This is a genomic window from Stenotrophomonas sp. Ste86, assembly GCF_024519465.1.
Taxonomy (GTDB): domain Bacteria; phylum Pseudomonadota; class Gammaproteobacteria; order Xanthomonadales; family Xanthomonadaceae; genus Stenotrophomonas.
Genome location: NZ_JALJRW010000007.1, coordinates 104,746 through 118,874 on the forward strand (window position 1 = coordinate 104,746; position 14,129 = coordinate 118,874).

Sequence of the window (14,129 nt, forward strand, 5' to 3'; positions counted from 1 at the left end):
GTGCCGGAAGTTCAGCGCCCGAGGGCGCGACGGATCTTCTGGTCGGTATGGAACTGCGAGACCGCGTAGGCGGCCCAGATCGCGGCGGGCAGCCAGCCGATCAGCGTGATTTGCAGGATCAGGCAGAGGATGCCTGCGATCGGGCGGCCGATGGTGAAGAAGGCGAACCAGGGGAAGATCAGGGCGATCAACAGGCGCATCAAGAGGCTCCGGGTGCGGCGGCGGCCCGAGGGGCGCCGCGCGGGTTACATGTCGTACTTGTTCAGGTCAAAGCCCAGCGCCTTGTACTGGCGCCAGCGCTCGCGCAGCGGCTCGCGCGCTTCCGAGTCGGCCGGCACCACTTCCAGCACGCGGTCGCACTCGGCCAGGTAGGGGTCATCGCGCAGGTTGATCACCAGCGGGCGCGCCGGGGCTGGCGTGCCGGGCACGGCGATCAGCACCAGCGCTTCTTCCTCGTCCATGTCTTCGCCGGCGATCTGATGCGGGATGTAGGCGTCGTTGTCGAACGCCCACAGCAGCTCGTCCAGCTCCTCGGCCTGGGCCTGGTCGCGTGCCAGCACCAGGGTGAACAGCCCGGCGTCGTTGGCCTTGCGGGCCAGTTCGCAGACCAGGCGCAAGGGCTCGGTCAGGAAGCGGGGCTTGGCGATCAGGTAGAAATCAGCACGGGACATGGCAGGGCCTGGAGCGGAGGGAGAACCCGGCGCCAGGCCGGGCGGGATCGCGGCCACCGCCAGGCGGCCGCGATCGGGCAGGGCATCAGGCGCGGGCGACCTGGTCCAGCAGCCACTGGCTCAGCAGGCCGACCGGACGACCGGTGGCCATGCCGCGCTTGCCTTCGTCGCTGGCCACGCCGGCGATGTCCAGGTGGGCCCAGCGCTGGCCGTCGGTGAAGCGCGACAGGAAGCAGCCGGCGGTGATCGCACCGGCCCAGCGGCCGCCGATGTTGTAGACGTCGGCAAAGCTGGAATCCAGCATCGGCTGGTATTCGTCCCACAGCGGCAGGCGCCAGGCGCGGTCGAACACGTGCTCGCCGGCGGCCAGCAGTTCGTTGGCCAGGTCGTCATGCTTGGTCATCAGGCCGGCGGTCTGGTGGCCCAGCGCGACCAGGCAGGCGCCGGTGAGGGTGGCCACGTCGACCAGCGCGGCCGGCTCGAAGCGCTGGGCGTAGGTGAGGGCGTCGCACAGGATCAGGCGGCCTTCGGCGTCGGTATTGCCCACTTCGATGGTCTTGCCCGACATCGAGGTGATCACGTCCGACGGGCGGTAGGCGTTGCCGTCGATGGCGTTTTCCACCGCCGGCACCACCACCACCAGGTTCAGCGGCAGTTTGGCGGTGACCGCCGCGACGAAGGTGCCGATGACGTTGGCACCGCCGCACATGTCGTACTTCATCTCTTCGATGCCGCCCTGGGTCTTCAGGTTGACGCCACCGGTATCGAAGGTGATGCCCTTGCCGACCAGCACGTAGGGCTTGGCGTCGCCGCCGTTGCTCCACTTCAGCACCACCAGGCGCGGGCGGTTGGCCGAGCCACGGGCCACGGCCAGCAGCGAGCCCATGCCCAGCGCTTCCATCTGGTGCTCGTCCAGGATCTCCGCTTCGGCACCCTCGTGGGCCTGGGCGAACGTCACCGAGGACTCGGCCAGGTAGGCCGGGGTGCAGAAGTTCGGCGGCAGGTTGCCCAGCTCGCGGGCGTACTGCACGCCGGCGGCGATGGCCTGGCCCTGGACCAGCGCCTGGGTGTCGGTGCCGGCGATGGCCAGCTGGGTCAGGCCCGGCGCTTCGACCTTCTTCTTGCCCAGCGTGGCGCTGTAGCGGTAGGCCGCGTGGTCGGCGGTGATGATGGCCTGGCGGATGTTCCAGGCGGCATCGCGGCCCTTGACCTCGATCTCGGTCAGGGTCAGCAGCGCGTGGTGGTTGACCCCGCTCTTCAACGCGCGGCTGGCATCGCCCACCGCCTTGAGGTACTGCGGGACGCCGAACTTGGCCGGTTCGCCCAGCCCGACCACCAGCACGCGCGGCGCGTTGACGCCGGGCAGGTCGTGCAGCAGGGTGGTGACGCCGGTCTTGCCGCCGACATCGCCGCGGGCCACCAGGGCCGACAGGCGACCACCGGAGGCGGTGTCCAGGGCCTGTGCCGCCGGGCTCAGGGTCTGGTCGGCATAGGCGCCGACGATGACGCAATCGAACGCGGCCGAGGCCGGCGTTGCGTGGTTCAGGGTGAATTCCAGGGCCATTGATCAGATTCCGTTGGCAAATCCGTACAATCGCGAGCTGTTTACGTCCCGTCGGTAGACTGGGCAGCATCGCGAACGAATCCGAGAGTTTAAACCACCGCCCCATGTCGAAGCTCGATCGCTATCTCCTGCGTGATTTCGTCCAGAGTTTCCTGGCCACCCTCATCGTTCTGCTGGTGGTGAGTGTCGGCGGTGTCCTGGTGGACATCCTCGGCAACATCGCCGACGGCCGCCTGCCCGCCCGCCTGCTGTTCTCCCAGCTGGGCCTGCAGTTCATCGTCTACATGCCGCTGATCCTGCCGCTGGCGCTGATGCTGGGGCTGATGCTGGCCACCGCACGGCTCTACCGCGACTCGGAAATGGCGGTGCTGACTGCGATCGGGGTGGGCCCGAAGCGGCTGCTGCGCCCGGTGCTGATGCTGGTGCTGCCGGTGGTGGGGCTGATCGCCCTGTGTTCGCTGTGGCTGGGCCCGTGGGCCGACCGCACCGGCGAGACCATGATCGAGGAGGCCAACCGCAGTGTGGTGATGGCCGGCCTGGAGTCGGGCAAATTCACTACCCTGCCCAACGGCGGGGTGGTCTACCTGTCCTCGGTATCGCCCGATGGCACCCAGCTGGGCAAGGTGTTCATGCAGCGGCAGAAGGAAGACCGCATCGAGGTGGTGTCGGCCGATCGCGGCCGGATGTTCTTCGAGGGCGCCCGCCAGCGCTACCTGGAGCTGGAAGACGGCCACCAGGTCGAAGGCCCGGCCAACGGCGCCCTGGACTACAAGCTGATGACCTTCGCGCGCAACGATGTGGCCATGCCCGACGGCGCCGACACCCGCGACAAGGACGACCCGGAGCTGCTGCCGACCGGGCAGCTGTTCGGCGATGCGCGCCCGGCCGCGCAGGCGCAGCTGCATTCGCGCATCACCCCGCCGCTGATCGCGCTGGCCTTTGCGTTGATGACGCTGCCGCTGGCGCGCAGTTCGCCGCGCCAGCAGCGCTACGGGCGGATGATGCTGGCGTTCCTGGCCTACATGGTGGGCATGAACCTGATGTTCATCGGCACGCGCTGGATCGCCGATGGAAAATTGTCCGGCAGTGTCGGCTTGTGGTGGCTGAGCCTGCCGCTGCTGGCGCTGGCGATCTGGATGTACCTGCGTGATGGCAAGCTGTCGCGCCCGCGGAGGACCGCATGAAGCTTCACCCGATGCGGTTTGATCTCTATCTCGGCCGGGCGGTCTTCAGCACCGTGCTGCTGACCTGGGCAGTGCTGGTGGGCCTGGACGTGGTGATGGCGTTCTCCGGCGAGTTCAAGGACGTCGGCAAGGGCAGCTATACGCTGGGCCATGCGGCGGCGTGGGTGTTGTATACGGTGCCGCGCCGGGCCTACACGTTCTTCCCGACGGCGGCGGTGATCGGCTCGCTGATGGGCCTGGGCCAGCTGGCGGCAACCTCGGAGCTGACCGCGCTGCGTGCGCTTGGCCTGTCGCGCAAACGCCTGAGTGCCTCGGTGGCGATCGCGCTGTCGTTGCTGACGGCGGTGATGGTGTTCAGCGGCGAGACGCTGGCGCCGTGGGCGCAGAGCCGGGCCGACGACATCAAGATGAGCGCCAAGTGGGGCAACAGCATGGCCGTGGCGCGCTATTCGGGCGTGTGGGCGCGCGAGGGCGATACGTTCCTCAATGCCGGCGCGGGCGATGAGCAGTTGCTGCCCGGCGGTGGCACCAAGCTGGTGCTGCGCGATGTACGGCTGTACAAGATTGGCGAGGACGGGCGGTTGGCCTCGTTGACCTATGCCGGTTCGGCCGAGCATGACAAGGACGGCTGGGTGCTGAAGAAAGTGCGCCGGGATACGTTCGGCGAGCGCTCGGCGACGCGTGAGACGGTGGAATCCGAACCGTGGAATTCGCGCCTGGATGCGGCGGCCTTGGCCAGCGGTATTTCCAAGCCGCGCAACCTGACGGCGATGGATCTGCGCACCAGCATCGAGTACCGCAAGCGCAACGGGCTGGATTCGCGCGATTACGAAGACATCTACTGGAGCCGGTGGTTCTATCCGGTGAACGTGCTGGCGTTGTGTCTGGCAGCGGTGCCGTTCGCGTTCGGGTCGCTGCGCAGTGGCGGCATGGGCAAGCGGCTGTTCCTGGGCATCCTGTTCGCGCTGGGCTTCTGGTTGCTGCAGTTGTTCTTCGGCCGCATGGCCGGTGCGTTGAAGTTCGACTACCGCATCGCCTACGCGCTGCCGCCGATCGTGATGCTGGCCGTGTCGGGGATGCTGTTCCGGCGCAAGTCGGGGTAATTGAGCGGCTGGAGTTTTGCGTGATCCTGATGGTTCATGGCTGGCGCCTCCCTGTTATCGCGGGAGAGGGCCAGGTAGCCCCATCCAGGACACGCCGTAAACCCATCCCTGGGGGCTCGTTCACGGCATCCATGCCGTGCACGGTCCTGGAGGGGGCTGCCTGACCCTCTCTGCACGGTTTGTCGTGTGCGGGGAGGAAGAGCGTCGCCCCAGCGCGCCGTATACGCCCCCGACCAGCACCAGGCCTGCCGGCACGGAACGACGCGATCGCAGAACGGCCGGTAGAGCCACGCCATGCGTGGCTGCCCTTCGCGCGTCAATCAAATGCCAATGTCCCCCATGCCGACCCAACAGTCAGCCTCCACGCGTTGCGTGGTTTCACCGCTTCGGCAGGCGTCGCACCCGAGTGCCGCTGGCACGGTCGTGCCAGCTCAGGCGTTGGCGGTCGATCAACGTCCACCACAAACCCAGGCCGCCGAGCAGCAGCGACACGGTGCCGACGCTGTAACGCAGCCACAACTGGCGGCGGGTGGGGGGCGTTCCAGCGGGCGTGGTCACCTGCAGCCGCCATGGGCGCATGCCCAGGGTCTGGCCACCGCGACGCCAGCTCAACGTGGCGTACAGGCCGGTGATGATCCAGCAGCACAGCCAGAGCAGCCATTGCAGGGCGCTGAAGGCCGGGATGTTCTCGCGCTCGGCATGGCCGGTCAGGGTGTAGGCCACGGTGAACACGGTGCCGACCAGCATCCACAGCGCGAGCGCGGGAAACAGGTCGTAGAGCAGGGCCAGCAGGCGCCACAGCAGCAGCGTGGCGGGGCGGTCGGCGGTTGCGCTGGGGACGGTGGTGGCCATGGGCCGAGCATACCTGCGCGCTGGCGTCGGTTCGATGGCTGCGATGCGCCCGGCTCCGTATGCTGGTGACATGTCCGATGCCACTACCCCCGCGCTGCGCCGTCAGTTGGTCCAGCAGCTGCCGCCCTTGCGCGACGACGACAACCTGCTGATCCAGCGCTTCCTCGATGCGATCTGGGCCGAGCAGGGGCTGGCGCGCGCCAGCCTGGACAGCTACCGGCGCGACCTGGAAGGGCTGGCGCGCTGGCGTGACGGGGCCGGCGGCGGGCTGGCCGCGATCGATCGGGCCGGCTTGTTCGATTACCTGGCCTGGCGCGCGCGGCACGGCTGGTCGCCACGCAGCAACGCGCGGCTGCTGTCTGCCTTGCGCGCGTTCTTCGCCGATGCGCTGCGGCGCGGTCAGCGCAGCGAGGACCCCAGCGCGCTGCTGGACCCGCCGCGGTTGCCGCGGCTGCTGCCCAAGGCGCTGGCCGAAAACCAGATCGACGCGCTGCTGGATGCGCCGGATATCGCCTCCCCGCTGGGCCTGCGCGACCGGGCGATGCTGGAGCTGATGTACGCCGCCGGGCTGCGCGTGAGCGAGCTGGTGGAACTGCCGGCCAACGCGGTCAACCTGCGGCAGGGCGTGCTGCGGGTGACCGGCAAGGGCAGCAAGGAGCGCCTGGTGCCGCTGGGCGAGGAATCCCAGCACTGGCTGGAGCGCTACCTGGCCGAATCGCGCCCGCAGCTGGCCGGCAAGCGCACGGTGCCAGGCGGTGCGGACGGGTCGGTGCCGATGTTCGTGGCCCCCTCGCTGCAGCCGCTCAGCCGCCAGCAGTTCTGGGCACTGGTGAAGAAGTACGCGGTGCTGGCCGGGATCGATCCGGTCCGGATCAGCCCGCACGGGCTGCGCCATAGCTTTGCCACCCACCTGCTCAACCGGGGCGCGGACCTGCGCGCGCTGCAGATGCTGCTGGGCCACAGTTCGCTGTCCACCACCCAGATCTACACCCTGGTGGCGCGCGAACACCTGCAGAAACTGCACGCCAGGCACCATCCGCGCGGCTGAGGTGGTGGCGGCGCGGCAGCTGACGCCGGTCACTGTTCCACTGCGGTCCAGCTGCGGGTGTGGGCGGCTGTGCGAGAATCAGCGCCATCTTCTTTGTCCCCGGATCGCTCGATGCTCCGTGTTGCCATTGCCGCGCTCCTCGGCGCGCTCAGCCTGACTGCCTGCGCGCAGCAGCCCTCCGCTCCGGCCGCCAGCAAGGGCGCGTCGGCCCCGGCCAGTGCGGCGGCCCCGGCCGACGGCAACGCCGACCAGCGCGTGCGCAAGGCGCTGCAGCAGCTGGACCCCAAGTTCACCCCGGACTACATCGGCGCGGCGCCGTTCCCGGGCTTCCGCGAGGTGCTGGTGGGCGGGCAGGTGCTGTATGTGACCGACGACGGCCGCTACCTGATGCAGTCCCAGCCGTACGACATCCAGAACAAGGCGCCGGTCAGCAGCGCCGGCCTGCTCAGCTACCGCCAGAAGCTGCTGGCGAAGGTGCCGCAGAGCGAGCGCATCGTGTTCGCCGCGCCCAACGCCAAGTACACCATCAGTGTGTTCACCGATATTGAGTGCGGCTACTGCCGCAAGCTGCACCAGGACATCGCCGAGCTCAACCGCAACGGCATCAGCGTGGAATACCTCGCCTTCCCGCGCATGGGCCTGGGCAGCCAGGACTACACCGACATGATCTCGGTGTGGTGCGCGGCCGATCGCAAGCAGGCGCTGACCGCGGCCAAGACCGGCAAGCCGGTCACGCCGAAGAACTGCACCAATCCGGTGGCCATGCAGTACACGTTGGGCCAGCAGATGGGCGTCAACGGCACCCCGGCGATCTTTGCGCCCGATGGCACCCAGCTCGGCGGCTACGTGCCGCCGGCACAGCTGAAGGCCGCGCTGGAGCGGATCACCGCCGGCGGCAGCCGCTGAAACAAACAACGCCCCGGCATCGCCGGGGCGTTGTTGCAAGGGGGCATGCCCGACCGTGGGTCGGTTCCCCGTCAGTTCAACCCGTCGCGGATCGCCTTGGTCAACGTGCCCTGGGCGTCATCCCCGCTGAACTCCCAGAAGAACGCGCCGCCCAGTCCCTGGGTTTTGACGTAGCCCATCTTCTCGGTGACCATCGCCGGAGTGTCGAAGCTCCAGAACGTGGTGCCGTTGGAGATCCACGTGGCCTTGGCGACGCTGTCGGTGTAGCCCGGCCAGGCCAGGTTCTTGAGCACCTTCCAGTCTTCGATGCCGGCCTCATACGTGCCCGGCGCGGCGCCGCTGGCGCTCTTGTACAGGCCGTTGTTGCCGCTGGCCACGCCGGTCCAGCCGCGCCCGTAGTAGCCGATGCCCAGGTTCAACTTGGACGCCGGCACGCCGCGGCTGAGGAAGGCCTCCATCGCATCGTTGCTGTTGTAGAGCTTCTGGTCGCCGGTGGACGGATCGGCCGGTGAGTCGAACAGCGCCGAGTGATGGTTGGTCTGCGGATCCCACGCACCGTGGAAGTCGTAAGTCATCACGTTGATGAAGTCCAGGTACGGGTGGTACGCGGCCGGGTCGGTCACGCGCACCTTGTCGATGCCCGCACCCACCGCCACCGTCAGCAACAGCCCCGGGCGCACCGCATCGAGCTGGCGGCGGAACTCGGCCAGCAGCGCGGTGTAGTTGGCGTTGTCGGCCGGGGTGCCGCAGCTCAGCCCGCAGGCCACCGGATACTCCCAGTCGATGTCGATGCCATCGAACACACCGGCCGCCGCGCCCACGCCACCGGCGCCGTCGGTGACCGGCAGGTTGCCCTTGATGTAGGCATCGATGCACGAGGCGACGAAGGCCTGGCGGTTGGCGGGCTGCGCCGCGCTGGAGAACCCGCGCGACCAGGTCCAGCCGCCCAGCGAGATCAGCACCTTTACGTTCGGGTGCTTGGCCTTGAGCTGCTTGAGCTGGTTCCAGTTGCCGCGCAGCGGCTGGTCCCAGGTATCGGCGCCACCGCTCACGCTCTCGCCGGCACCAAAGGCCTTGGTGTAATCGGCGAAGGCATCGCCGCCCACCCCCGTGTTCGGGTCCGAGGCCTGGGTCACGCCGACTTCGCAGCGGTTGTTGCGCACGTTGCCGAAGGCGTAGTTGATGTGGGTCAGGCGCGCGGCCGAGCCGCTGGTGTCGATGTTCTTGACCCGGTAATTGCGCCCGTAGATGCCCCACTGGGTGAAGTACCCGATCACCCGCTTGCTGCCGCCGCCGCCGCCGCCGGCCGCGGTGGTCACACTGATCGAGCCGCTCTGCGCCGAGGCGTTGCCGGCGTTGTCGCGGGCGCGCACGGTGTAGGTGTAGGCGGTGCTGGCGGTGAGTCCGCCGTCGGTGTACTGGGTGGCGCTGGGCGAGCCGACCAGGCTGCCGTTGCGGTACACGTCGTAGCCGGCCACGCCGCTGCCGCCGCTGTTGTCGGTGGCCGCGCTCCAGGCCAGGTTGACCGTGGTGGCGGTTTTGGAGGGCGAGGCCAGGCCACCGGGCACGCTCGGCGGGGTGGTGTCGTTGCTGGCGGCAGTGACGGTCACGCTGACCGTGGTGGAGGAAGTCACCGCGTTGTTGTTGTCGGTGGCCACCGCCTTGAAGGTGTGGCTGCCGGCGCTCGCGTTGGCCCAGGTCACGCTGTACGGCGCGCTGGTGTCGATGCCCAGCGAGGTGCCGCCGCGGAAGAACTCGACCTTGCTGACGCTGCCGTCGGTGTCACTGGCGTTGGCACTGACGGTGATGCTGCTGCCGGCGGTGAAGCTGGCGCCCGCGGCGGGCGAGGTCAGGCTGACGCTGGGCGGCTGGTTGCTGCCACTGCCATCGCAGGCGCCCAGGTTGGTGTAGTAGGGCGCGCCAGCGGGGTGGTCGGGCGGGGCGTTCCAGATGTCCTGGTTGGCCCGGTACAGCACGCCGCCCTTCTGCAGGGTGGTGCCGGACAGGTAGATCACCGCCGGGTTCCATTCCGGGGCCCCGGTACAGTTCGCGGCCAGCGCCAGGGTGGGGGTGGTGGTCGCGGCGGCTGCAGCCAGGGCCAGGGCCAGCAGCCAGCGTTTGCGGCGGCCTGCCGCAAGGGAGGATATCGATGTCACCGCACTGCGCATCATCGGGTCAGGCATGGTCTTACTCCGATCTAGTGATGGGCGCGGGCCGCCGGGTGGGGCGGCCCGCGTGCAGCAGGTCCGGGCGCCGGGGAGAGGCCGGCAACAGCAGTGGGGGCGGACGAGGACCTGGCCGCAAAGCAGGCCAGCCAGGTGGTGATAACGTTGTCATGCATTCCGCCAGCAATCCGTGAACCAGCGCATGGTTCGGCCGTGAAGGCCTACGGGCGGCGGTCAGCGGTCGGGGCGGCCGCGGCGGTGGACTTGGGTACAATAGTGGGCCCGTTTCCAACCACGGTTCCCCGGACATGATGGTCCTCGAGGGCGCATCCGCCCTTTCGCCGTTCCGCCGCGAACGTCTTGAATCCCGCCTGCAGTCCCTGGCCACCGATCTGCGCATCACCGGTGCCTGGCATGTCTACTTCATCCAGACCGAGGGCGATGCGGCCCCGGACCCGGTGATCCTGAGCCGGATCCTGGAGGCCCAGCCGGACCTGGCGGGGCGTGAAGACGGCGCGGTATCGCGCTTCGTGGTGCCGCGCCTGGGCACGCTGTCGCCGTGGTCGAGCAAGGCCACCGAACTGGTGCGTGGTGCCGGGCAGCCGATCCGACGGGTCGAACGTGGCCTGCGCATCGACCTGGCCGGCTGGCCGGCCGATGCCGCCGCGCAGGAAGCGGTGATCCGCGCCCTGCACGACCCGATGACCCAGTCCGTACTGGCCCAGGCCGAACAGGCGCAGGCGCTGTTCAGCGCGCCGGCCCGTGGCGAACTGGAGCGGATCGCGCTGGAGGACCTGGAAGCGGCCAACCGCCGCCTCGGCCTGGCCATGGCCCAGGACGAGATCGACTACCTGCGCCAGCGCTTCGGCGAGTTGGGCCGCACGCCGTCGGACGTCGAACTGATGATGTTCGCGCAGGCCAATTCCGAGCACTGCCGGCACAAGATCTTCAATGCCAGCTGGACCATCGACGGCGCCGACCAGTCGCATTCGCTGTTCCGGATGATCAAGAACACCCACCAGCAGACCCCGCAGCACACGTTGAGCGCGTACAGCGACAACGCCGCGGTGGTCGCCGGTTTCCCGGCGTCACGCTATCGCCCGGACCCGGCCAGCGGCGAGTACCGCAGCGAAGCGGTGGTCGATTCGGCGTTCTGCATCAAGGTCGAAACGCACAACCACCCGACCGCGATCGCCCCGTTCCCGGGTGCGGCCACCGGTGCGGGCGGTGAGATCCGCGACGAAGGCGCCACCGGCCGCGGCGGCAAGCCCAAGGCCGGCCTGACCGGCTTCTCGGTCTCGCACCTTCGCATCCCGACGCTGCCGCAGCCGTGGGAAGCGCCGCGTGCGCTCAACCCGCGCATGGCCCCGGCGCTGGACATCATGCTGGACGGCCCGCTCGGCGGCGCCGCGTTCAACAATGAATTCGGCCGCCCGAACCTGCTCGGCTATTTCCGCAGCTTCGAGCTGCCCGAAGGGCAGGGCCTGACCCGCGCCTACGACAAGCCGATCATGCTCGCCGGTGGGCTCGGTGCGATCGACCAGAACCAGGTCGAGAAGCTGCGCCTGCAGCCGGGCGATGCGGTGATCGTGCTCGGTGGCCCGGCGATGCTGATCGGCCTCGGCGGCGGTGCCGCCAGCTCGGTGGCGTCGGGTGAGAGCGCCGAAGACCTCGATTTTGCCAGCGTGCAGCGCGACAACCCGGAAATGGAGCGTCGCTGCCAGGAAGTGATCGACCGCTGCGTCGCGCTCGGCCTGGACAACCCGATCCGCTGGTTCCATGACGTCGGTGCCGGCGGCCTGTCCAACGCGATCCCGGAACTGCTGCACGACTCCGGCGTGGGCGGCGTGATCGACCTGGGCAAGGTGCCCACCGACGATCCGTCGCTGTCGCCGATGCAGCTGTGGTGCAACGAATCGCAGGAGCGCTACGTGCTCGGCGTACCGCAGGCGCGCCTGGCCGAATTTGCCGCGCTGTGCGCGCGCGAGCGCTGCCCGTTCGCCGCGGTTGGCGTGGCCACCGCCGAAGAACGCCTGGTCGTGGCCTACGGCGCGACCGTGGGCAATACGCCGGCCGATGCGCCGATCGACCTGCCGATGGACGTGCTGTTCGGCAAGGCACCGAAGATGCACCGCGATGCCACGCACCCGCCGGCACCGCGCTGGCCGGCGTTGAAGACCGCCGGGCTGGACCTGCATGAAGCCGGCCTGCGCGTCCTCGCGCACCCGTCGGTGGCGTCCAAGAATTTCCTGGTCACCATCGGCGACCGCAGCGTTGGCGGGCTGACCGCGCGCGAACAGATGATCGGCCCATGGCAGCTGCCGTTGGCCGATGTGGCCATCACCCTGGCTGGTTTCGATACCGTCGCCGGTGAGGCGATGGCGATCGGCGAGCGCACTCCGTTGGCCCTGCTCAATGCGGCCGCATCGGCGCGCATGGCGGTGGGCGAAGCGATCACCAACCTGTGCGCCGCCCCGGTGGACGCGCTGGACACGGTGAAGCTGTCGGCCAACTGGATGGCGGCGGCCGGCCACGAAGGCGAAGACGCGCTGCTGTACGACGCAGTGCGCGCGGTGGGCATGGAACTGTGCCCGCAGCTGGACCTGAGCATTCCGGTCGGCAAGGATTCGCTGTCGATGCAGGCCCAGTGGCAGGCCGATGGCCAGGCGCACAAGTCGGTGTCGCCGGTGTCGCTGGTGATCACCGCCTTTGCGCCTGTCGCCGACGCCAGCGCACAGCTGACCCCGCTGCTCGACCGCGACACCGACAGCGAGTTGTGGCTGATCGGCCTGGGCGCCGGCAAGCAGCGCCTGGGCGGTTCGATCCTGGCCCAGGTGCATGCCGACCACAGCGCCCTGCCGGCCTTCGCCGGGGCGGCGCCGGACCTGGACGATGCACAGCGCCTGCGTGCGTTCTTCGAACTGATCCGCGATGCGCGCCAGTCCGGCCTGCTGCTGGCCTACCACGACCGCAGCGATGGCGGCGCGTTTGCCGCGCTGTGCGAAATGGCCTTCGCCTCGCGCCTGGGCCTGGACATCACCTTGGATGCCTGGGGCGATGATCCGTTCCGCAGCCTGTTCAATGAAGAACTGGGGGCGGTGGTGCAGATCGCCCGGGAAGACCGCGCGGCCTTTGCCGACCTGGTCGAGCGGCATGCGCTGACCGAATGCGCCCAGCGCATCGCGCGCCCGACCACCGCCCCGGTGGTGCGGGTGTCGCTGCAGGGCGAGAGCTTGGTGGAGTGGCGCTGGGAAGCGCTGTTCGATGCCTGGTGGTCGGTCACCCACGCCATGCAGAAGCTGCGCGACAACCCGGACAGCGCCGACCAGGAGCGTGCGATCGCGCGCAACTTCAACGCGCCGGGCCTGAAGCCGAAACTCAGCTTCGACATCAATGAAGATGTGGCAGCGCCGTACATGGATGTACCCGTGTCGCGGGCGCAGGATGCGCAGGGGCGACCGCCCTTCATCAACACCGGCGCGCGTCCGCGCGTGGCGGTGCTGCGCGAGCAGGGCGTCAACGGCCAGATCGAGATGGCCAACATCTTCGAGCGTGCCGGTTTCAGCGCGTATGACGTGCACATGAGCGACCTGATCGAAGGCCGCGTCGCGTTGTCCGACTTCACCGGCCTGGTTGCCTGTGGCGGCTTCAGTTACGGCGACGTGCTCGGCGCCGGTCGTGGCTGGGCCACCTCGGTACTGGAGCGCAGCGCGCTGCGCGATGCCTTCGCCGGCTTCTTCGCACGCCAGGACAGCTTCGCGCTGGGCGTATGCAACGGCTGCCAGATGATGAGCCAACTCAAGGACATCATCCCCGGTGCCGAGCACTGGCCGCAGTTCCGCCGCAACCGCAGCGAGCAGTTCGAAGCCCGTACCGCGCTGCTGGAAGTGGTGGAATCGCCGTCGATCCTGCTGCGCGGCATGGCCGGCTCGCGCTTGCCCGTGGCCGTGGCCCACGGTGAAGGCCAGGCGGTATTCGCCACGGCCGTGGACCAGGCCGCGGCGCGCGTTGCATTGCGCTACGTGGATGGCGATGGCAACGTGGCCACCCAGTACCCGCTCAATCCGAACGGTTCGCCGGACGGCATCACCGGCCTGACCAACACCGACGGTCGGGTCACCATCATGATGCCGCATCCCGAACGCACCCCGCGCGCACTCAACCTGAGCTGGCGTCCAAGCGAATGGCAGGGCGATTCCCCATGGCTGCGCATGTTCCGGAACGCACGCGTATGGTGCGGCTGATACTGCGCACGCGCCTGTTGTCGATGCGGTGAAAGCCGCGTGAAGAAACCGCCGGCACTCCCGGCGGTTTCTTTTTGTGCGCAGCGGAAAATGATCCCCAGCAATGAGTTACAGCGTGTTTCAGTGTGAAACCGCGTTATGACCATTACTCACATGAAACTAACGAAATAACGGTGTTTTGCGCCGTTTTTGTGACGGATTTGGCGGTCATGAGTTTTTGAGAGTCAAAGTGTTGACGTTCTTGCCACGGTGCGTTAACACTGATTGCTCATTTCGGAAGCATTCAGTTCTGCAGTACCGCATGGATGGCGAGTCGGCTGTACGTCTGTAGCGAGCCATTCGGCGCAACGCACTAAATCAAGCGAGTAAACGCCCCCAGGGGACGTTGGACC

Annotated in this window: 10 protein-coding genes; 5 read left to right on the top strand and 5 right to left on the bottom strand. The window is 68.4% G+C overall.

The window, feature by feature from the left end; translation table 11 throughout:
• Window positions 1-11: 11 nt before the first annotated feature.
• From NR101_RS09130 to NR101_RS09140, 3 genes are all read right to left on the bottom strand, one after another.
• The gene (locus NR101_RS09130) at window positions 12-200 is read right to left on the bottom strand and encodes a YqaE/Pmp3 family membrane protein (RefSeq protein ID WP_088432079.1); all 189 of its coding nucleotides are present in this window, start codon (window positions 198-200) and stop codon (window positions 12-14) included.
• A 45-nt stretch (window positions 201-245) separates the two neighbouring features.
• On the bottom strand, window positions 246-671 hold the full coding sequence (locus tag NR101_RS09135; RefSeq protein ID WP_256775352.1) for a DNA polymerase III subunit chi: 426 nt from the start codon (window positions 669-671) through the stop codon (window positions 246-248).
• A gap of 85 nt (window positions 672-756) precedes the next feature.
• The gene (locus NR101_RS09140) at window positions 757-2,235 is read right to left on the bottom strand and encodes a leucyl aminopeptidase (protein WP_256775353.1); all 1,479 of its coding nucleotides are present in this window, start codon (window positions 2,233-2,235) and stop codon (window positions 757-759) included.
• Between the two features lie 104 nt (window positions 2,236-2,339).
• Here NR101_RS09140 and lptF point away from each other — a divergent pair, with 104 nt between their 5' ends.
• Together lptF and lptG are read left to right on the top strand one after the other, a co-directional pair.
• Entirely contained in the window at window positions 2,340-3,419 is a 1,080-nt protein-coding gene (gene lptF, locus NR101_RS09145) for an LPS export ABC transporter permease LptF (RefSeq protein WP_256775354.1), read from the top strand.
• Window positions 3,416-4,522, top strand: coding sequence for an LPS export ABC transporter permease LptG (gene lptG / locus NR101_RS09150; protein WP_256775355.1), 1,107 nt, complete (start codon window positions 3,416-3,418; stop codon window positions 4,520-4,522). The genes lptF and lptG overlap by 4 nt, the downstream gene beginning before the upstream one ends.
• Window positions 4,523-4,900: 378 nt before the next feature.
• Here lptG and NR101_RS09155 read toward each other — a convergent pair whose 3' ends face one another.
• Window positions 4,901-5,374, bottom strand: coding sequence for an RDD family protein (locus tag NR101_RS09155; protein WP_256775356.1), 474 nt, complete (start codon window positions 5,372-5,374; stop codon window positions 4,901-4,903).
• A gap of 70 nt (window positions 5,375-5,444) precedes the next feature.
• Between NR101_RS09155 and xerD the strand changes: the two genes are divergently transcribed.
• Window positions 5,445-6,422: a site-specific tyrosine recombinase XerD gene (xerD, locus tag NR101_RS09160; protein ID WP_256775357.1), complete on the top strand. Its 978-nt coding sequence runs from the start codon at window positions 5,445-5,447 to the stop codon at window positions 6,420-6,422.
• A 111-nt stretch (window positions 6,423-6,533) separates the two neighbouring features.
• Window positions 6,534-7,328 (top strand): thioredoxin fold domain-containing protein, encoded by a 795-nt coding sequence (locus NR101_RS09165; protein WP_256775358.1) that lies wholly within the window; start codon window positions 6,534-6,536, stop codon window positions 7,326-7,328.
• Between the two features lie 71 nt (window positions 7,329-7,399).
• Here NR101_RS09165 and NR101_RS09170 read toward each other — a convergent pair whose 3' ends face one another.
• Window positions 7,400-9,511 carry a glycosyl hydrolase family 18 protein gene (locus tag NR101_RS09170; RefSeq protein ID WP_256775359.1) on the bottom strand — a complete coding sequence of 704 codons (2,112 nt, stop codon included), beginning with the start codon at window positions 9,509-9,511 and terminating at the stop codon, window positions 7,400-7,402.
• A gap of 290 nt (window positions 9,512-9,801) precedes the next feature.
• Between NR101_RS09170 and purL the strand changes: the two genes are divergently transcribed.
• Window positions 9,802-13,737: a phosphoribosylformylglycinamidine synthase gene (gene purL / locus NR101_RS09175; RefSeq protein WP_256775360.1), complete on the top strand. Its 3,936-nt coding sequence runs from the start codon at window positions 9,802-9,804 to the stop codon at window positions 13,735-13,737.
• Window positions 13,738-14,129 lie beyond the last annotated feature (392 nt).

Excerpts from the sequence above, each read along its gene's own strand:
- NR101_RS09140 (WP_256775353.1), bottom strand. The coding sequence starts at position 2,235 with ATGGCCCTGGAATTCACCCTGAACCACGCAACGCCGGCCTCGGCCGCG.
- NR101_RS09130 (WP_088432079.1), bottom strand. The coding sequence starts at position 200 with ATGCGCCTGTTGATCGCCCTGATCTTCCCCTGGTTCGCCTTCTTCACC.
- NR101_RS09155 (WP_256775356.1), bottom strand. The coding sequence starts at position 5,374 with ATGGCCACCACCGTCCCCAGCGCAACCGCCGACCGCCCCGCCACGCTG.
- lptF (WP_256775354.1), top strand. The coding sequence starts at position 2,340 with ATGTCGAAGCTCGATCGCTATCTCCTGCGTGATTTCGTCCAGAGTTTC.
- xerD (WP_256775357.1), top strand. The coding sequence starts at position 5,445 with ATGTCCGATGCCACTACCCCCGCGCTGCGCCGTCAGTTGGTCCAGCAG.
- NR101_RS09170 (WP_256775359.1), bottom strand. The coding sequence starts at position 9,511 with ATGCCTGACCCGATGATGCGCAGTGCGGTGACATCGATATCCTCCCTT.
- NR101_RS09165 (WP_256775358.1), top strand. The coding sequence starts at position 6,534 with ATGCTCCGTGTTGCCATTGCCGCGCTCCTCGGCGCGCTCAGCCTGACT.
- purL (WP_256775360.1), top strand. The coding sequence starts at position 9,802 with ATGATGGTCCTCGAGGGCGCATCCGCCCTTTCGCCGTTCCGCCGCGAA.
- NR101_RS09135 (WP_256775352.1), bottom strand. The coding sequence starts at position 671 with ATGTCCCGTGCTGATTTCTACCTGATCGCCAAGCCCCGCTTCCTGACC.
- lptG (WP_256775355.1), top strand. The coding sequence starts at position 3,416 with ATGAAGCTTCACCCGATGCGGTTTGATCTCTATCTCGGCCGGGCGGTC.